General features: G+C 65.7%; 15 protein-coding genes. 13 read left to right on the forward strand and 2 right to left on the reverse strand.

Features of this window, described 5'->3' with window-relative positions:
• Positions 1 to 372: 372 nt before the first annotated feature.
• From CG51_RS16680 to CG51_RS16695, 4 genes are read left to right on the forward strand one after another with little or no spacing between them, the layout of a single operon-like run.
• The gene (locus tag CG51_RS16680; protein ID WP_035746937.1) at positions 373 to 1,779 is read left to right on the forward strand and encodes an AAA family ATPase; all 1,407 of its coding nucleotides are present in this window, start codon (positions 373 to 375) and stop codon (positions 1,777 to 1,779) included.
• A complete protein-coding gene (locus CG51_RS16685; RefSeq protein WP_035746912.1) occupies positions 1,757 to 2,824 on the forward strand; it encodes a ParB/RepB/Spo0J family partition protein in 1,068 nt (355 codons plus the stop codon). Before CG51_RS16680 ends, CG51_RS16685 begins: the two co-directional genes overlap by 23 nt.
• A 44-nt stretch (positions 2,825 to 2,868) precedes the next feature.
• Positions 2,869 to 3,126, forward strand: coding sequence for a type II toxin-antitoxin system Phd/YefM family antitoxin (locus CG51_RS19285; RefSeq protein WP_051930785.1), 258 nt, complete (start codon positions 2,869 to 2,871; stop codon positions 3,124 to 3,126).
• Positions 3,123 to 3,587: a PIN domain-containing protein gene (locus CG51_RS16695; protein ID WP_035746913.1), complete on the forward strand. Its 465-nt coding sequence runs from the start codon at positions 3,123 to 3,125 to the stop codon at positions 3,585 to 3,587. The genes CG51_RS19285 and CG51_RS16695 overlap by 4 nt, the downstream gene beginning before the upstream one ends.
• Positions 3,588 to 3,629: 42 nt before the next feature.
• Here the strand turns inward: CG51_RS16695 and CG51_RS16700 are convergent, their stop codons facing one another.
• On the reverse strand, positions 3,630 to 5,990 hold the full coding sequence (locus CG51_RS16700) for a MacB family efflux pump subunit (protein WP_244901181.1): 2,361 nt from the start codon (positions 5,988 to 5,990) through the stop codon (positions 3,630 to 3,632).
• A 10-nt stretch (positions 5,991 to 6,000) separates the two neighbouring features.
• Complete coding sequence (locus tag CG51_RS16705; protein ID WP_035746917.1) at positions 6,001 to 7,215, reverse strand: efflux RND transporter periplasmic adaptor subunit; 1,215 nt, start codon at positions 7,213 to 7,215, stop codon at positions 6,001 to 6,003.
• Positions 7,216 to 7,663: 448 nt separating this feature from the next.
• On the opposite strand from CG51_RS16705, the gene CG51_RS16710 reads away from it, so the two are divergent.
• The 9 genes from CG51_RS16710 to CG51_RS16750 all read left to right on the forward strand — a co-directional run bounded on the left by CG51_RS16710 (position 7,664) and on the right by CG51_RS16750 (position 18,012).
• Entirely contained in the window at positions 7,664 to 8,665 is a 1,002-nt protein-coding gene (locus CG51_RS16710) for an NADPH:quinone oxidoreductase family protein (RefSeq protein ID WP_035746919.1), read from the forward strand.
• Between the two features lie 527 nt (positions 8,666 to 9,192).
• Positions 9,193 to 10,392, forward strand: coding sequence for an ABC transporter substrate-binding protein (locus CG51_RS16715; RefSeq protein WP_035746921.1), 1,200 nt, complete (start codon positions 9,193 to 9,195; stop codon positions 10,390 to 10,392).
• Positions 10,393 to 10,495: 103 nt separating this feature from the next.
• On the forward strand, positions 10,496 to 11,707 hold the full coding sequence (locus tag CG51_RS16720) for an ABC transporter substrate-binding protein (protein WP_035746923.1): 1,212 nt from the start codon (positions 10,496 to 10,498) through the stop codon (positions 11,705 to 11,707).
• 24 nt (positions 11,708 to 11,731) lie between these two features.
• On the forward strand, positions 11,732 to 12,955 hold the full coding sequence (locus CG51_RS16725; protein ID WP_035746925.1) for an ABC transporter substrate-binding protein: 1,224 nt from the start codon (positions 11,732 to 11,734) through the stop codon (positions 12,953 to 12,955).
• A gap of 11 nt (positions 12,956 to 12,966) precedes the next feature.
• Positions 12,967 to 13,734, forward strand: a complete 768-nt coding sequence (locus CG51_RS16730) for an ABC transporter ATP-binding protein (RefSeq protein WP_035746939.1) — start codon at positions 12,967 to 12,969, stop codon at positions 13,732 to 13,734.
• Positions 13,735 to 14,436: an ABC transporter ATP-binding protein gene (locus tag CG51_RS16735; protein ID WP_035746927.1), complete on the forward strand. Its 702-nt coding sequence runs from the start codon at positions 13,735 to 13,737 to the stop codon at positions 14,434 to 14,436.
• A 1-nt stretch (position 14,437) separates the two neighbouring features.
• Positions 14,438 to 15,325 (forward strand): branched-chain amino acid ABC transporter permease, encoded by an 888-nt coding sequence (locus CG51_RS16740; protein ID WP_035746929.1) that lies wholly within the window; start codon positions 14,438 to 14,440, stop codon positions 15,323 to 15,325.
• Entirely contained in the window at positions 15,318 to 16,328 is a 1,011-nt protein-coding gene (locus CG51_RS16745) for a branched-chain amino acid ABC transporter permease (protein ID WP_423785214.1), read from the forward strand. Before CG51_RS16740 ends, CG51_RS16745 begins: the two co-directional genes overlap by 8 nt.
• A gap of 88 nt (positions 16,329 to 16,416) precedes the next feature.
• Positions 16,417 to 18,012: a GMC family oxidoreductase gene (locus CG51_RS16750; protein ID WP_035746931.1), complete on the forward strand. Its 1,596-nt coding sequence runs from the start codon at positions 16,417 to 16,419 to the stop codon at positions 18,010 to 18,012.
• The last annotated feature ends 63 nt before the right edge of the window (positions 18,013 to 18,075 follow it).

Below are 18,075 nucleotides of genomic sequence, written 5' to 3' on the forward strand. Positions count from 1 at the left end.
GGAATTCAGTGAAAAATCGAGGTGCCCACAAATGGTGCCGTGACGCCCCGTCTGTCGCTTCATTCCACCCCTCCCCGAAAGCAGGTACCGTCCATCCCGGAGTTCGGTACCCGGCTCCCTGCGTTTAGATTCCTTTCAGCCCGTGGAAAGGTTCCTGTCACTTCATAATACAATGGTTTATCAACATTTATTCTGCCCAAAGCTTTCAAAGTAGTAAAAGAAGTCAAAGCGGAGAGTACGCTTGAATGATGCATTATTCATGCTTTCCACACAGGTTTCGCGGCGAAACCTTCTCTCTTGTTTGCAGAGGAGAATTGATGTGCGATAGTTTTGCGCATGACAGCCGGAACGGCGCACATGAGGCGGGAACAGATGAGCAAACGACCCGAGACACCCTTACAACCCTATCAGAACATAGACCCGGCGCGCGCCGCAAGCCGTCTCGGCGGCCCGGTTGATACCGCCCGCTTCGCCAAGGCAGCGGCCTTCTGCGCACGGGGACGCGACGATCTTGCCCGCCGCGGATACGCCCCGGACGGACGCAAGCACCTGCGAAAATTTTCGCTGTGGGAGATCACACGGTATCTGATTCCCGTCGCGCCCGCACATCTGCGGCGTGTTCTTCGCGCGAACCCCGACCTTCCCCAAGGCGAAGGCGATGCGGGCTCCAAGTGGTTCACACTGGAGGAGGTGCTGACACTGCGCGACTTCTTTGCCAAGGAAGGCTCTGCGTCGAAGGAGTACCGTCCTTTCCGGCCCGAAGGTTTGCCCGCGAAAGTCGTGGCTGTCGCCAACTTCAAGGGCGGCTCGGGCAAGACAACAACCGCCGCCCATCTCGCCATGGCAGCGGCGCTGGATGGCTATCGGGTGCTGGTGATCGATCTGGACAGCCAGGGCTCCATGACCTCGCTGCTGGGCGGTGTGGTGCCCGATGAGTGGAAGACGGTCTTTCCCCTCATCGCCAGGGATTACGCCCAGGCCATCGTGGCGGAGAATGAGGTCCGCGCGGCAAGCGGCACCCCTGCCCTGCCGCTGGATGAAACCCTGACGGAAGCGCTGACGGTTTCGCCGCGAAACCTTATTCAATCCACCCACTGGCCCAATATCGACTTGATTGGTGCGCAGCTCAACCTCTACTGGGCGGAGTTCCAGATTCCTGTCTGGCGCATGGGCCTGCGCTCCTGGCCACTATGGGATGCGTTGGGCAATTTCCTGAGTTCGGACGGCGTCCTCGACACCTACGACATCGTTTTCCTCGATACCCCGCCCGCGCTTGGCTACCTCACCATAAACTCGCTGGCGGCGGCGGATATCCTGCTCGTGCCGCTTGGCGCATCCTTTCTGGAGTTCGATTCCACGGGTCGCTTTTTCGACATGCTGTATTCGACCTTTGCCTCCATCGAGGAGGGTGAGAACGCGCAGCGCAGAATCGCGGGGCTGCCGGAGGTGAAGTTCGAATGGGATGTGGTGCGCGCCATCGTCACGCGGTTCGACGCGAGCCAGCAGACCGACCTTGCCAACGTGATCCAAGCCTATTTCGGCGACTTCATGAATGCCTATCGGCAAGAATTCACGGCGCTGGTCGGACAGGCCGGCGAGCAGATCAATGGCATCTACGAGGCGGATTACCGCGAGTTCAACCGGGACACCTATCTCCGCGGCCGTGAGGCTTTTGACCGGACCTATGCGGAATTCAAGGAACTGCTGATCGGCTCCTGGTGGCGCGACATGCAGATGGCGAAGGAGGAGGCGGAACATGGCGAAGCGCAGGAAGCTTGAGGCGCCGGATGCGGCAGAACTGGCTGCTCTCGAGGAAGGTTTCGCGGCGAAACCTGTGCCCGACCGGTTCGGTATCACCGTGCCGCCTATTGCGAGCGTCGTGGCAGAGGCTGCGAGGCTCAGTGAACCCGGCACTCCTGAACAAAGGGTAAAGGCAGCGCGCGATGCGTCGGATGCCGGCGCGTGGCGGGAGGCGGTGGAGCAGGGCCGCATTGTGGAGAACCTGCCGCTTGCCGCCATTGCGCTTGACCATATCGTGCGGGACAGGATGAGCGTCTCGCGCGAGGAGATGGAGGAGTTGAAGGCGTCGCTCCGGGCCAGCGGCCAGCGACTTCCGGTGGAGGTCGTGCCGGTCGGAGGCGGGCGCTACGGCCTGATCTCAGGTTGGCGGCGCGTTACGGCACTGCGGGAGCTGGCGGAGCACGGCGGTGTGCAGACCGTGCAGGCGATCATTCGCGGCGCAGACGACTCGGGGAGCGCCTATGCCGCAATGGTGGAGGAAAACGAGGTCCGTGCCGCGCTCACGCCTTATGAACGGGGCCGTATCGCGGTGATCGCGGCGGAGCAGGGCGCGTTCCGTGCGCCGGAGGAGGCGGTCGATGCGATCTTTGCTGCAGCCTCCAAGGCAAAACGCTCAAAGATCCGCAGCTTCGCGCTGGTGCATGAGGAACTGGGCGATTTGCTGGCTTTCCCGACCGACCTTTCGGAGCGGAACGGGCTCAGGCTGGCGCAAGCGATCCGCAACGGTCTTGGTCCTGAGCTGCGGGAGGCGCTCGGCTCCGGCATGGGCGCGGATGCCGCGCAGGAATGGGCGCTGCTGGAGCCGGTGGTGCAACAGGGCGATGTGCCTGTGAAGCCGGAGCGGGGCGGCCGACCGAAGCGGGAGAAGCCGCCATCCGCGCGGGAGAGCCTTGCCAACGGCATCACGCTCGAATGTCAGCGGCTGGATGACGGGTTCACCTTGCGGCTTCGGGGGCGCAATGCGGACAGCCAATTGATGTCGCTTCTGGCAGAGGAAATCCGCCGCTTGCTGGAGCCGATCTGATTGCATAGAAATATGACCATAATCTTGGTCATAATGGAGCGGAGATGCGGATATCGGTCGCGGATGCCAAGGCGCGGTTTTCAGACCTGATCCGTCGCGCGGAAGCAGGGGAGACGGTGGAGCTGACCCGCTACGGCCGCCCCGTCGCCCGGATCGTCGCAGCGGGGCAGGGGGCGGAGGTGCCGCTGATCGGGGCGCTGTCGGGCCGCATCCTGTGGCGGGTTTCGGAGGGCGACGCTTCCGGAACCGGAGACGGAGATGCTGACGGTGACACGCGTGGGAGCGGCGGAGCGGGCGTGTGAAGGCCTTTCCGGATGCGGAGGTGCTGCTCGCGGCTCTGGCAGAGGAGGCGCTCTCTGCGCGGCACAGGGCGGCGCTGGCAGCGGCTGAGGCGGTCGTGGTCAGCGCGGCCGTCCTGTGGCAGATCGAAGGCTGGCGCGCGTCCGGGGAGCTGGAGATCCGTGGCGATCTGGCGGACACTCTGCGCCGCGCGGGCTGCCGCATGCTGGCTGTCACGGCAGAGCATGTCGCGGCTGCAGGCGCCATGGCCAGAGGGCAGGCGCGGGCGCGTGACGGGCGCGGCAGTCGGGGGCAGGGCGGCCGTTCGGTGATGACGCCGTCTGAGCCGCTCCCGATGGCGAAGGCCGGGTTGTCCCTTCTGCCGCCAATCACCCCGCTTCTGGCGGCGCAGGCGCGGGCGGAGGGGTTGGTGATCCTCTCCTCCGACCGGGTGTATCGGCTCTACGATGTGGAGTGGCTTTGAGCCCGGCCCACAGGCCGGGCGTCCCGCGGCGGCTGAGGTCCGCTATGCTTTCGACAGCGCCACCACCGGGTCGAGGCGCGAGGCGTTCCGCGCCGGGAGGTACCCGAACACCACCCCGATCAGTGTGGAGGAAAGGAAGGCCGCGACGATGGAGGCAGGCGAATAGATGAGCGTGAAGGTCGTGCTCATCAGGCTGAAGATATAGCCGAAGGCCAGCGCCGCCGCCACGCCGAGGAACCCGCCGATCAGGCAGACAAGCACGGCTTCGATCAGGAACTGCTGGAGGATGTCGCCCGCCCGCGCGCCCACCGCCATGCGCACGCCGATCTCGCTCACCCGTTCTGAGACGGAGACCAGCATGATGTTCATCACCCCGATCCCCCCCACGACCAGCGAGATCACCGCGATGGAGGCGATGAGAAGCGTCAGCGCCTGCGTCGTCGCCGTAATGGTCTGCCGGATGTCGTCGGTGTTGAGGATGAAGAAATCCTTGTTCCCGTGCCGCTGGGTCAGGAGCTGGGTCACGGCCTGCTCGGCAAGGTTGGTATCCACCGCATCGGCCACCCGCACGGTGATGCTGCGCAGTGAGGTGGAGCCGAGAAAGCGGGACTGGACGGTGGTATAGGGCAGATAGACGGAGAGGTTCTGGCTGGGCCCGAAGCCCTGCTGGACCTGCACCACGCCAGTGATGCGCACGGGGACGTTGCCGATGAGCACGACCTTGCCCACGGCATCGCCATCGGGGAACAGGGTGACGAGGGTGTTTTCGTCGATCACCGCATCCTGGGAGAGGCTGGCCACGTCGCCCGCATCGAACAGCCGCCCCGCCACGAGTTTCGCGCCGCGGGCATCGAAGAACTGCTCCCCCACGCCGTTGACGAGGGTGGAGACCTCCGTCGCGCCGTAGCGGATGGTCTTGGACGTGGAGACGGTGGGCGTGACTGCGGCCACGTAGGGCTGGAGCGACAGGGCCTGCGCATCGGAGACGACGAGCGTGGTGATCCGCCCGGAGCGGGTATCGCCGAAGTCGCGCCCGGCGAAGATCTCCAGCGTGTTGGTGCCGAGGCTGGAGATGTTCGCCAGCACCTGCTGCCGCGACCCCGCGCCGAGCGCGACCACCGACACGACGGACGCTATGCCGATGATGATGCCCAGCATGGTCAGGAAGGTGCGCAGCTTGTGCGCGCTCATCGCCGTCAGGGCCATGAGGAAGGCTTCGCGGAGGCGCGTGGCCAGCATCGCGGGGCCGGTGCGGCGGGAGCGGGCACTGGCTGGGAAAGGACCAGCCGAGACCGGGGTGGGAACGACCGGGGTGGGAACGACTGGGGTGGGAACGACTGGGGTGGGAGCGGTGGGCGGCGGCCCGTCAGGGGGTGTGCCACCGGGGAGCGGACTGCCGGTCTCGGTGCGGACAGGGGGGGCGACCCGGCCGGTCGGGTGGTCGCCGATGATCTCCCCGTCGCGGATCTCGATGATCCGTTCGGCACGGGCGGCGATGCCGGGATCATGGGTGACGATGATGACGGTGCGCCCCTCCGCATGGAGTTCGTCGAGGATGCGCAGCACTTCCTGACCGCTGGCGGTGTCCAGCGCGCCGGTCGGTTCGTCGGCGAGGATCACCTCTGCGCCGTTCATAAGCGCGCGCGCGATGGAGACGCGCTGTTGCTGGCCGCCCGAAAGCTGGTTGGGATGGTTTCGTACCTTGTCCGCAAGCCCGAGACGTCCGAGAAGGGCTGCCGCCCGCGGCTCCCGATCCCCGCGGGAGCGCCCGGCATAGATCGCGGGCACCTCCACATTGCCGAGCGCAGTGAGTTCGGGCAGCAGGTTGTAGCGCTGGAAGATGAAGCCGAAATGCTCGCGCCGGAGGGCGGCAAGCTCATCGGGCGAAAGCTGCGATGTTTCCCGCCCGGAGATGCGGTAGCTCCCGGAGCTGGGCCGGTCGAGACAGCCGAGAATGTTCATCAGCGTGGATTTTCCGGAACCGGAGGCGCCGACGATGGCGACCATCTCTCCCCGCGCGATGGTGAGGTCGATGCCCTTCAGCACGGCGACCGTGCCGTCGCCGGAGGGGTATTCGCGTGTGACGCGGGTCAGCTCGATCAACGGTTCCCGCGCGGGGGGAGGCGCGCCCAGCGACCGGGGCCGGGCCGGAGGTCGGGTCGGTGGTGCGGCATGTCGGGCCATGTCCTGCGCGGACGGATGGCGCAGGGCTTCGGGGCCATCCTCCGTCCGGGGAGAGGCATCCTGCGGGTGGCGAAGAGGCTCGTCGTGCCGCGGCTCCGGGCGGGGCGCGGTGTCGCCCGGCGGCGGTGTCTCGGCGGACGACAGGGACGCGGGAGCGGGCGGGCTAGCGGGCGCGCCTTGCGGGTTCTGTCGCGGGGGGAGGGGGGTGTCCTGTGCCATTGCCCGTGCCTCAGAAGCCCATGGGGCCGCGCGGACGGCGCTGGCTGCCGTCGCCCGTCACGCCCGCTGCCGTGCCGGTAACGACGCGGTCGCCCTCCTGCAGGCCCGAGATCACTTCCGCCGTCACCTTGTCGTCCAGCCCGATCTCCACCTGACGGCGGGAGACGCTGCCATCCGCCGCCTGCACCTGAACGGAGCGGCTGCCGTCGGCCCGCGGAAGGCTCACGGCAGCGGAGGGGATGGTCAGCACCCCCGTCGCGCGGCCCAGCACGATATGGACCTCCGCAGTCATGTAGGTGCGAAGCCGCCCATCTGCGTTGTCGATATCGAAATTGCCGAAGTAATAGATGGCGGAGGTGGAGGACGAAGAACTGCTGGAGGAGGTGGAGGTGGAGATCGCCCGGTCGCTGGTGATGGATTCCGGCGCGGGGTCTATGGTTTCAAGCTTCCCCTCATAGCGGCGACCGCTGTCGCCCAGAACGGAGAAATACACGTCCTGACCGGGGGAGACCTTGAGGATGTCGGCCTCGGAAATCTCCGCCTCCACAGTCATGCGGTCGAGTTGGCCCAGCACGACGATGGTGGGGGTGGACTGGTTGGCGTTCAGCGTCTGGCCCTGCTGGCTGGTGACGGCAAGCACGGTGCCGTCGATCGGCGCGGTGATCCGGGTATAGCCGAGGTTGGTCTGAGCGTTGCTGACGGCGACCTTCCCCTGTTCGATCTGGGCGTCCAGCGCCGCGATCTGCGCATTGGCCGTATCCACGTTGGCGCGCGCGGTATCCACATCCGCCTGCGAGACGGCGCGGCGTTCGTAAAGGCCCGACTGCCGGGTGAGCGTGATCTCCGCCAGCCGGAGGGAGGCTTCCTTTTCCAGCCGCTGGGCCTCGGAGGCGGCGAGTGCGGCCTGCGCCGTCTTGAGCGCGTTCTCCTGCGTGCGGCTGTCGATCTGGGCTATGAGGTCGCCCGCGCTGACCGTCTGGCCCAGCGTCACATCGACCGAGGTGATGCGGCCCGAGACCTGCGAGCCGACCGCCACCAGCCGCGCCGGGCGGAGCGTTCCGGTGGCCAAAACCGTCTGCTCTATGTTGCCGCGCACGACGGTTGCGGTCAGCACCGCGGGTTGGGCGGGGGTCTGGTTGCGTTGCCACAACCACCACGCGGCGCCCCCGGCCAGCAGGAGGAGCAGGAGAAGGAGGAGGAACCGTCGCAGGCGGGGGAGGGTCATGGTCTGGCGTATCCGGTCAGAGGCTGGTCGTTCGCCATTGCAGAGCGGGCAGGGCGCTGCAACACGGCGGGGAATTTCTCGTCTGTCATGTGGCCTGTTTCCGGCGATTTTCCTGCGGGCGAGCCGCATTCTGTGACAGCTTCAACGCAGGTGTCGCCGCTTTCCGTCGGATGCGGCGGTCACGAAGTGGAGACGGGGCGTCGGGCCGCCACCGCGGGAGGCGGGGAGGTTGCGGGAGCGGAGTTGGGGAAAGCTGGGGCCGGAGGCTTTGCAGGGCGGCCTGCGTCGGAAAGTCCGGAGGCATGGCGCGGTGACGCAGCCCGGCCGAGGCCAGAGCTTTTATCGGGAGTTCCGCGGGCATTTCCGGGTCAAACGCAGGGAGGGGATTGGCGCACGGCCCGCGCGCGGCTAGGATGCCTTACAAATGTCAGGAACTTGGAGGAGAGACATGCGTGCAGTGTTGAGCAGGGAGCCGGGTGGCCCGGAGACGCTGGTCGTGGCGGAGACGGCGGATGCGCCTGCGCCGGGGCCGGGAGAGGTGACGATCCGCGTCCATGCGGCGGGGGTGAACTTTCCCGACGCGCTGATCATCGAGGACCGCTATCAGGTGCGTCCGCCGCGTCCTTTTTCACCCGGCGCGGAGGTTGCGGGCGTCGTGGAGGCCGTCGGGCCGGACGTCACCGGCTTCGCGAGGGGCGACAGGGTGATGGCCTTTCTCACATCAGGCGGCATGGCGGAGCAGGTGACGGTGGAGGCGTGGCGTTGCCATCCGCTGACCGAGGGCATCGGTTTTGTCGAGGCGGCGGCGCTGCAGATGACCTATGGCACCGCGCTCTACGGGCTGCAGGAGCGGGGCGACCTGAAGGCGGGGGAGACGGTGCTCGTGCTGGGTGCGGGCGGTGGTGTCGGGCTGGCGGCGGTGGAGCTTGCCGTGGCGGCGGGCGCGCGTGTCGTGGCGGCGGCCTCCAATGCAGAGAAGCTGGCGCTGGCCAGTGACCGGGGAGCGGAGGGCGCGGTGCTCTATCCTGCCACGGTGGGCGGAGACCGGGAGGCGGGGCGGGCGCTCGCCACGGCGTTCAAGGAGGCGATGCCGGACGGGGCGGATATCGTGTTCGACACGGTGGGCGGCGGCTATGCGGAACCGGCGCTGCGCACGCTGGCCTGGGGCGGGCGCTATCTGGTCGTGGGTTTTCCGGCGGGAATCCCGTCGATTCCGCTGAACCTCACGCTGCTGAAAAGCTGCGATATCCGGGGCGTGTTCTGGGGGGCGGCCGTGCGCCGGGACCCGGCGGCACATCACCGCGCGATGGACGAGCTGCTGGCGCTGCATGCGCGGGGCGCCGTGAAGCCGCCCGTGGCCGATGTCCTGCCGCTCGAGCGGGCGGGAGAGGCGATCGCGCGGCTGTCGGGCCGGGGCGTGACGGGCAAGCTGGTGCTGGAACTGGCCTGACCTTTGCGATGGTGGTCGTGAGGCGCGCGTCTTGTGGTCATGAAGAAGGGAGGGCGCGTCGCCGTCCTCCCCTTTTCTGCGGGCATTTCCCCCCGCGTGCCATGCGCGCCTCTGGCGGCGGGGGGCCGTCGCCTCCGGGCGTTGAGCATCCACGATGTGTTGAGAGCCGGGTGAGGTCGCTTTTTGCCGGCGGGCCGAGCGAGGTGACTCGCCGGCTTGCCGAAGGTCCGTTATGTGGAACGATTCGGCCTGCCCAGTTTTCGCGCTTCTGCCTTCAATTTGGAAAAATGCCGGTTCTACTGAGAGAAATGGCGTTGGATGAAGGACGTCGGAGACCACATGATGGTCCTTTACCGCGAATATCTGCATTGCCTCTCTTGCATGGCTCGCGACGCTCTGGCTAAGTAACCCTGCGGCGCTCCGGAGGGAAGTGGAGGCAGTGTCGCAGATGACAAAGATGGAGAGGAGCCGGGTGATCCGGCGGATGGAGCGCGCCGTCCCGGCAGGGCGGTTGCGAGGGGGGATACATGCAAAGACTTCTGATGACAGCGGCGATCTGCGCGCTGACGGCCGGCCCGGCGCTGGCCGAAATATCCGACGGCAAGGTCAAGATCGGCATCCTGAACGACCAGTCCGGTGTCTATGCCGATTTCGGCGGCAAGGCCTCCTTCGAGGCGGCGAAGATGGCGGTCGAGGATTTCGGCGGCACTGTTCTTGGCGCTCCGATCGAAGTGCTCACGGCGGACCATCAGAACAAGCCTGACATCGCCTCCAACATCGCGCGGCAGTGGTATGACACCGAGCAGGTGGACACGATCATGGAGCTGACCACCTCCTCCGTGGGGCTGGCGGTGCAGGCGCTGAGCCTGGAGAAGAAGAAGATCACCATCAACACCGGCGCCGCCACGGCAGAGCTGACGGGCAAGCAATGCACCCCCTACGGGTTCCACTGGGCCTATGACACCCACATGCTCGCGGTCGGAACGGGCGGTGCGCTGGTCGAGGGCGGCGGCGACAGCTGGTTCTTCCTGACGGCGGACTATGCCTTTGGCTACAGCCTTGAGGAGCAGACAACCCACGTAGTGGAGGAGAAGGGCGGCAAGGTCGTTGGTTCGGTGCGTCACCCGCTGTCCACGACGGACTATTCCTCCTTCCTGCTTCAGGCGCAATCTTCCGGCGCCAAGGTGATCGGGCTGGCGAACGCGGGCCTCGACACACAGAACACCATCAAGCAAGCGGCGGAGTTCGGCATCACCGCGGGCGGGCAGAAGCTCGCCGCGCTGCTGTTCACGCTGGCGGAGGTCAATGGCCTCGGGTTGGAGACGGCGCAGGGACTGAACCTGACGGAGAGCTTCTACTGGAACCGCAACGATGCGAGCCGGGAGTTCGGCAAGCGGTTCTTCGAGCGCACGAAGGTCATGCCGAACATGGTTCAGGCTGGCACCTATTCGGCGGTGCTCTCCTACCTGAAGGCGGTCGAGGCCGCGGGCACGGACGAGACCGAGGCAGTGGCCAAGAAGCTTCACGAACTGCCGGTGCATGACGTGTTCAGCGAGAACGGCCATGTCGGCGCGAACGGGCGGCTTATTACCGACGCCTATCTGATGGAAGTGAAAAAACCCGGCGAAAGCGACGTTCCGTGGGACTACTACACGGTGAAGGCGACGATCCCCGGAGCGCAGGCGTTTGCCGACCCGGCGAAGTCGGGCTGCCCGCTGGTCAACTGACAGGGTGATGCGATGGGTGTGGCCGGACTGTCCGGCCCGCCCCGATCCGGTTGGGGAGACCGGATCGACATGGCAGGTCCACGGAACTTCATGGAGGGGTAGGATGAAGATTCAAGGTTATGCGGCTTCCGTCGCCGTCGCGGCATTGCTCGCGGCAGGGCCGCTCGCGGCGCAGGGCATCTCTGACGGCAAGGTCAAGATCGGCATCATGAACGACCAGTCGGGCGTATATGCCGATACCGGAGGGCGGACCTCGGTCGAGGCGGCGCGTCAGGCGGTGGAGGATTTCGGCGGCACGGTGCTGGGCGCGCCGATAGAAATCGTCGCAGCCGATCACCAGAACAAGACCGACATCGGTTCCAACATCGCGCGGCAATGGTATGACACCGAGCAGGTGGACACGATCATGGATCTGCCCACGTCTTCCGTCGCGCTGGCGGTGCAGGCGCTGAGCCTCGAGCGGGGGAAGGTCACGATCGCGGTCGGCGGCGGTTCGGCGCTCATCTCGGGGGCGCAATGCACGCCGCTCGCCTTCCAGTGGGCCTATGACACGGAGATGCTCTCCCGCGTGGTGGGCGGCGCCCTGGTCGATCAGGGCGGTGACAGCTGGTATTTCCTGACTGCCGACTACGTGTTCGGCCATAGTCTCGAGCAGGCGACGACCAAGGTCGTGGAGGAGAAGGGGGGCAAGGTGCTCGGCTCCGTCCGTCACCCACTTGGCACGACGGACTATTCGTCGTTCCTGCTGCAGGCGCAGTCTTCGGGTGCCAAGGTGATCGGGCTGGCCTCTGCCGGGCTGGACACCGCCAACGCCATCAAGCAGGGGCAGGAATTCGGCATCACGGCGGGCGGGCAGAAATTCGCGGCGCTGCTGTTCACGCTTACCGACGTTCGTGGTCTCGGGGCAGAGGCGGCACAGGGCCTCGTGATGACGGAAGCTTATTACTGGGATCACGATGACGAGTCCCGCGCGCTCGGCGAAAAGATCAAGGCCCGCGCCGGCGTCTATCCGAACAGCTTGCATGCGGGGACCTATTCGGCCGTGATGCAGTACCTCAAGGCCATCGAGGCCGCGGGCACCGACGATGGCAAGGCGGTCGCCGCCAAGCTGCACGAGATGCCGGTTCACGACGCCTTCGCCCGCAACGGCAAGGTGCTGCCGAACGGGCGCATGGTGAGCGACGTGTTCCTGCTGGAGGTCAAGAAGCCCTCCGAAATGTCAGGGACCGACGATTTCTTCAACATTCTCGCCACAGTGCCGGGTGAACAGGCCAATGTGAGCGCGAAGGACAGTGGTTGCCCGCTGACGCAGTAAGACGTTCAACCAGGGGAGGGGAGAATGAAAAACACACTTATGACCGGCGTTGCGGCGCTTGCACTGATCGCCGGTTCTCTTGCGGGATCCGTCGCTGCTCAGGAGGCGAAGATCTCCGACGGCAAGGTGAAGATCGGTGTCTTGAACGATCAGTCCGGTGTCTATGCGGACACGACCGGGCGCACCTCCTATCAGGCCGCGCTCGTCGCCGTGGAGGAGTTCGGTGGCACCGTTCTGGGTATGCCGATCGAGGTCATCACCGCCGATCACCAGAACAAGCCCGACGTGGCATCGAACATCGCGCGGCAGTGGTACGATACCGAGCAGGTGGACATGATCACCGACCTGCCGAATTCCGCCGTGGCGCTTGCGGTTGTGGGGCTGTCGAAGGATGCCAGGAAGATCACCATGGTCACGGGCGGCGGGGCGGCGGATATTTCCGGCAAGGCCTGCACGCCCTACAATTTCCACTGGGCCTATGACACGACGATGCTGTCCAACGTGGTGGGCGGCGCGCTGGTGGCGGAGGGCGGTGACAGCTGGTTCTTCCTGACCTCCGACTATGCGTTCGGCCACAACCTCGAGGCTTCGACCACGAAGGTGGTGGAGGAGAAGGGTGGCAAGGTGCTCGGCTCCGTCCGCCATCCGATCGGCACGACCGACTACTCCTCCTTCCTGCTGCAGGCGCAGGCCTCCGGCGCGAAGGTCGTCGGTCTGGCCTCCGCCGGTCTGGACACGCAGAGCGCGATCAAGCAGGCGTCGGAATTCGGCATCGTTCAGGGCGGCCAGCGGATGGCGGCCCTGTTGTTCACGCTGCCGGAGGTGCGGGGCATCGGCGTGGCGGCGGGGCAGGGCCTGGTGCTGGCGGAATCCTACTACTGGGATGCCAACGACATCTCGCGCGAGCTGGGCGAACGGATCAAGGCCAAGGCCGGGGTCTATCCCAACATGATCCATGCGGGCACCTATTCGGCCGTGCTTCAGTATCTGAAGGCGATCGAGGCCGCGGGCACGGACGATCCTGACGCGGTGGCGGCCAAGCTGCACGAGATGCCGGTGAAGGACTCCTTCACCCAGAACGGCGTGGTCTGGCCGAACGGGCGGATGGCGAGCGATGTCTATCTCATCGAGGTGAAGAAGCCCGAGGAAATGAAGGGCGATTCGGATTTCTACAACATTCTGGCGACGGTTCCGGGGAAGGATGCCTATCCTGATCCCAAGACGACCGGCTGCCCCTTGGCTCAATGACGATGGTGGCGATGCAGCAGGCACATGACGATGCCCGGGTGGTTCTTAGCGCCCGGGGCTTGGGCAAGGACTTCGCGGGGTTCACAGCGGTCAACAACGTGGATCTTGATGTTCGTCACGCCCGGATTCACGCGCTGATCGGGCCGAACGGCGCCGGCAAGACCACGGTATTCAACTTACTGACGAAGTTCCTTCAGCCCACGCGGGGAAAGATCGAGCTTCTGGGCACCGACATCACTGGCACGCGGTCCGACAGGATCGCGCGCATGGGCATGGTGCGGTCGTTCCAGATCTCGGCGGTGTTTCCGCATCTGACGGTGCTGGAAAACGTGCGCGTCGCGCTTCAGCGGCCGGCGGGGCTGGCCACGCAGTTCTGGATGCCCCTGTCCGCGCTCGACCGGCTGAACGGGCGGGCCGAGGAACTGGTGGAGCATCTGGGGCTCAAGTCCTACCTGCACACCCGCGCGGCGGACCTGTCCTATGGGCGCAAGCGCGTGCTGGAAATCGCGACGACGCTGGCGCTCGACCCGCAGGTTCTGCTGCTCGACGAGCCGATGGCCGGCATGGGGCAGGAGGATGTGCACATGGTGGCCGATATCATCCGCGAGGTGGCCAAGGACCGTGCCGTGCTGATGGTGGAGCACAACCTGTCGGTCGTGGCCGACATCTGCCACCACGTCACGGTGCTCCAGCGGGGGGAGATCATCGCCTCGGGCGATTACGGGACCGTGAGCCGCGACCCCCGCGTGCGCACGGCCTACATGGGCACGGAGGACTAGATGGCCGCGCTGCTGACAGTAAAGAACCTGCAAGCCTGGTATGGCGAGAGCCATGTTCTTCACGGCGTGAACCTCCATGTCGATGAAGGCGAGATGATCTGCATCCTCGGCCGGAACGGCATGGGCAAGACGACGACGCTGCGCACGATCATGGGTATCCTGCGGAAGCGCACGGGCGAGATCACCTTTGCCGGCCAGAACCTGATGGCCATGCCGCTCTACAAGGTGGCGCGCACGGGCATCGGCTTCGTCCCGGAGGAGCGGGGCATCTTCGCCACCCTTTCGGTCGAGGAGAACCTGCTGCTGCCGCCGGTGGTGGCGCCGGGCGGCATGAGTCTCGATGAGATATACGACCTGTTCCCGAACCTGCTGGAGCGGCGCAACTCGCCCGGCACCAAACTGTCGGGGGGCGAGCAGCAGATGCTCGCCATGGCGCGGATCCTGCGCACGGGCGTGAAATGCATCCTGCTGGACGAGCCGACGGAGGGTCTGGCTCCCGTCATCATCCAGCGGATCGGCGAGGTGCTGGTGAAACTCAAGGCGCGCGGGATGACCGTGGTGCTGGTGGAGCAGAACTTCCGCTTCGCCTCCAAGATCGCGGACCGGTTCTACCTGATGGACCACGGGCAGATGACGGCCGAATTCCCCGTCTCGCAACTGGCCGACAAGATGGAACTGCTCAACCAGGAGCTGGGGGTCTGACATGACGACATTCTTTGGCGTGCCGATCCAGGCACTCATGGGCCAGTTGCTGATCGGCCTCATCAACGGCTCCTTCTACGCGCTGCTGTCGCTTGGGCTGGCGGTGATCTTCGGTCTGCTCCGGGTCATCAACTTCGCGCATGGCGCTCAATACATGCTGGGTGCGTTCGTGGCGCTGCTGCTGCTGACCAAGCTGGGGCTGAACTACTGGTTCGCGCTGCTCCTTGCCCCGCTGATCGTGGCGGCTTTCGCCGCTATCATCGAAAAGACCATGCTGTCCCGGCTCTACAAGCTCGACCACCTTTACGGGCTGCTCTACACCTTCGGGCTGGCGCTGGTGATCGAGGGGACGTTCCGCTACTTCTTCGGCGCATCCGGCCAGCCCTACCCGGCGCCGCCGCAGTTGACCGGCGCGGTGAACCTCGGCTTCATGTTCCTGCCGATCTATCGCGGCTGGGTCATCGTAGCCTCGCTCGTCGCCTGTATCGCGACATGGGTCCTGATCGAAAAGACCAAGCTCGGCTCCTATCTGCGCGCGGCGACGGAAAACCCGGTGCTGGTGCAATCCTTCGGGGTGAACGTGCCGCTGCTGCTGACCTTCACTTATGCTCTCGGCGCGGGGCTGGCGGCGCTGGCAGGTGTGCTGGCCGCGCCGGTGTACCAGGTTTCGCCGCTCATGGGGTCCAACATCATCATCATCGTCTTTGCGGTGGTCGTCGTGGGGGGGATGGGGTCCATCCTGGGCGCGATCGTGACCGGCTACATGCTGGGCATCGCCGAGGGTCTGACCAAGGTCTTCTACCCGGAAGCCTCCAACATGGTGATCTTCGTCATCATGGCCATCGTCCTGCTCCTGCGACCGGCGGGACTTTTCGGAAAGGATGCCTGACATGTCCGCACATGGTTCTTCCGTTCCCGCGGCGGTGTCCGTCGCGGTCCATCCCCGGGCCAGCGCGATCCGCATCGTGCTTCTGCTGGTTCTGCTCGCGCTGGCGTTGGCCGCGCCGTTCTATGTCTATCCGATCTTCGTGATGAAGCTTCTGTGCTTCGCGCTGTTCGCTGCGGCCTTCAACCTGCTGCTCGGCTATACGGGGCTGCTCAGCTTCGGGCATGCGGCCTTCTTCGGCGGGTCGGCCTACTTCACCGCCCATGCGGCGAAGGTCTGGGGCTTCTCGCCGGAGCTTGCGATCCTGACCGGGGTCGCGGGGGCGGCTTTGCTGGGGCTGGTGATGGGTGCCATCGCCATCCGGCGGCAGGGCATCTACTTTGCGATGATCACCCTCGCGCTCAGCCAGATGTTCTTCTTCTACTGTCTGCAGGCGCCCTTCACCCATGGTGAGGACGGTATCCAGTCGGTACCGCGTGGCCATCTGTTCGGGATGATCGACCTCAACCAGCCGCTCAACATGTATTACTTCGTGCTGGCGGTGTTCCTGATCGGCATGGCGATCATCTGGCGGTTCGTGCATTCGCCCTTCGGCATGATCCTGAAGTCGATCCGGGAGAACGAGAACCGGGCGATCTCGCTGGGCTATTCGACGGCGGGCTACAAGCTCGGCGCTTTCGTGATGTCGGCGGCGCTGTCGGGTCTGGCGGGCGGCCTGAAGGCGCTGGTCTTCCAGTTCGCGACGCTGACCGACGTGGCCTGGCAGATGTCCGGCGAGGTCATCCTGATGACGCTGCTCGGCGGGATCGGCACCTTCCTCGGCCCGGTGTTCGGTGCAGGGCTGGTGGTGACGCTGCAGAACTACCTCGCCACCTCCGACTTCCCGGTGACCATCGTCACGGGTCTGGTGTTCATGGTCTGCGTGCTGCTGTTCCGCCGCGGCATCATCGGGGAGTTCTATGCCTCCCGCATCGGCCGGAGCCTCGGGTTCAAGGCGGAGAACTGATCCTTTCGACGGGGGGCGTCGCGGCCCCCGGACACCGCAAGGAGGGAGGCCGTCACGGCCTCCCCGACATCTGATCCAGAGAGCCGAGATGGAAGAATACGACTATATCGTCATCGGCGCGGGATCGGCGGGCTGCGTGCTGGCCAACCGGCTCTCCGCCGACCAACGGAATCGGGTGCTGCTGCTGGAGGCGGGGGGCAGGGACAACTACCACTGGATCCATATTCCGGTCGGCTATCTCTACTGCATCGCCAACCCGCGCACCGACTGGTGTTTCCAGACGGATGCGGTGCCGGGGCTGAACGGGCGGAGGCTGGGCTATCCGCGGGGCAAGGTGCTGGGCGGATCCTCCTCCATCAACGGCATGATCTACATGCGGGGGCAGGCGGCGGATTACGACCACTGGCGGCAGCTCGGCTGCACCGGCTGGGGCTGGGACGACGTGCTCCCGGTGTTCAGGCGGCAGGAGGATTTCTACAAGGGTGCCTCCGACCTGCATGGCGCGGGCGGCGAATGGCGGGTGGAGAAAGCCCGCGTGCGCTGGAAGGTGCTGGACGCCTTTCTTGACGCAGCGGTGGAGGCGGGCATTCCGCGCACCGACGATTTCAACACGGGCACGAATGAGGGTGGCGGCTATTTCGACGTCAACCAACGGTCCGGCATCCGCTGGAGCGCGGCGAAAGCCTTCCTGCGGCCCGCGATGAGCCGACCCAACCTGCGTGTGCTGACCGGGGCGCAGGTCAAGCGGCTGCAGGTCGAAAGCGGCGAGGTGACGGGCGTGGTCTATGACCACGCAGGCCAGGAGAAGGTGGCGCGGGCGCGGGCGGAGGTCGTGCTCTCGGCGGGCGCGGTCGGCTCTCCGCATATCCTGCAACTCTCGGGCATCGGACCGGGGGAGGTGCTGCGCGATGCGGGCATCGATCCGATCCGGGAGGTGGCGGGCGTCGGCGGCAACCTTCAGGATCACCTGCAACTGCGGCTTGTCTACAAGGTGACGGGCGTGCCCACGCTGAACGAAAAGGCGTCCTCGCTGTTCGGCAAGGCGTCGATCGGGCTGGAATATGCGCTCAAACGCTCCGGCCCGATGTCGATGGCGCCAAGCCAGGTGGGGATCTTCACCCGCTCCGGCCCGGAAAAGGCGACGCCCGATCTGGAATACCATGTCCAGCCGGTGAGCCTCGACAAGTTCGGCGACAAGGTTCACGCATTCCCAGCGATGACGGCGAGCGTCTGCAACCTGCGCCCCGAGAGCCGGGGAGAGGTCCGGGCGGTGAATGGCGACTATCGCAGCCCTCCCGCGATCCGGCCCAACTACCTTTCGACCGAGGGCGATCTTGCGGTGGCTGCGCGCGCGATCCGGCTGACGCGCAGGATTGCCAGCCAGCCCGCATTCGCGCAATACCGCCCGGAAGAATACCGCCCCGGCCCGGACTACCAGAGCGATGCTGACCTCCGTCGTGCGGCGGGAGAGATCGGCACGACGATCTTTCACCCGGCGGGCACGTGCCGCATGGGCGGAGACGATGGGTCCGTCGTGGACCCCCGGCTGCGGCTCAGAGGTATTGGCCGGCTCCGGGTGGCGGATGCCTCTGTCATGCCGACGATCACCAGCGGCAACACCAACTCTCCGACGATCATGATCGCGGAGAAGGCGGCGGCGATGATCCTGTCGGATAGCCGCTAGCAGACCGAAGATCAGCGGAGGAGCAAAAATCCTTCGCGATCTGACGGAATTCGGCGGGATATC

It is taken from the genome of Haematobacter missouriensis (assembly GCF_000740775.1).
Classification (GTDB): Bacteria; Pseudomonadota; Alphaproteobacteria; order Rhodobacterales; family Rhodobacteraceae; genus Haematobacter; species Haematobacter missouriensis.

Excerpts from the sequence above, each read along its gene's own strand:
- CG51_RS16685 (WP_035746912.1), top strand. The coding sequence starts at position 1,757 with ATGGCGAAGCGCAGGAAGCTTGAGGCGCCGGATGCGGCAGAACTGGCT.
- CG51_RS19285 (WP_051930785.1), top strand. The coding sequence starts at position 2,869 with ATGCGGATATCGGTCGCGGATGCCAAGGCGCGGTTTTCAGACCTGATC.
- CG51_RS16720 (WP_035746923.1), top strand. The coding sequence starts at position 10,496 with ATGAAGATTCAAGGTTATGCGGCTTCCGTCGCCGTCGCGGCATTGCTC.
- CG51_RS16710 (WP_035746919.1), top strand. The coding sequence starts at position 7,664 with ATGCGTGCAGTGTTGAGCAGGGAGCCGGGTGGCCCGGAGACGCTGGTC.
- CG51_RS16745 (WP_423785214.1), top strand. The coding sequence starts at position 15,318 with ATGCCTGACATGTCCGCACATGGTTCTTCCGTTCCCGCGGCGGTGTCC.
- CG51_RS16750 (WP_035746931.1), top strand. The coding sequence starts at position 16,417 with ATGGAAGAATACGACTATATCGTCATCGGCGCGGGATCGGCGGGCTGC.
- CG51_RS16725 (WP_035746925.1), top strand. The coding sequence starts at position 11,732 with ATGAAAAACACACTTATGACCGGCGTTGCGGCGCTTGCACTGATCGCC.
- CG51_RS16715 (WP_035746921.1), top strand. The coding sequence starts at position 9,193 with ATGCAAAGACTTCTGATGACAGCGGCGATCTGCGCGCTGACGGCCGGC.
- CG51_RS16700 (WP_244901181.1), bottom strand. The coding sequence starts at position 5,990 with ATGGCACAGGACACCCCCCTCCCCCCGCGACAGAACCCGCAAGGCGCG.
- CG51_RS16680 (WP_035746937.1), top strand. The coding sequence starts at position 373 with ATGAGCAAACGACCCGAGACACCCTTACAACCCTATCAGAACATAGAC.
- CG51_RS16705 (WP_035746917.1), bottom strand. The coding sequence starts at position 7,215 with ATGACCCTCCCCCGCCTGCGACGGTTCCTCCTCCTTCTCCTGCTCCTC.
- CG51_RS16735 (WP_035746927.1), top strand. The coding sequence starts at position 13,735 with ATGGCCGCGCTGCTGACAGTAAAGAACCTGCAAGCCTGGTATGGCGAG.
- CG51_RS16730 (WP_035746939.1), top strand. The coding sequence starts at position 12,967 with ATGCAGCAGGCACATGACGATGCCCGGGTGGTTCTTAGCGCCCGGGGC.
- CG51_RS16740 (WP_035746929.1), top strand. The coding sequence starts at position 14,438 with ATGACGACATTCTTTGGCGTGCCGATCCAGGCACTCATGGGCCAGTTG.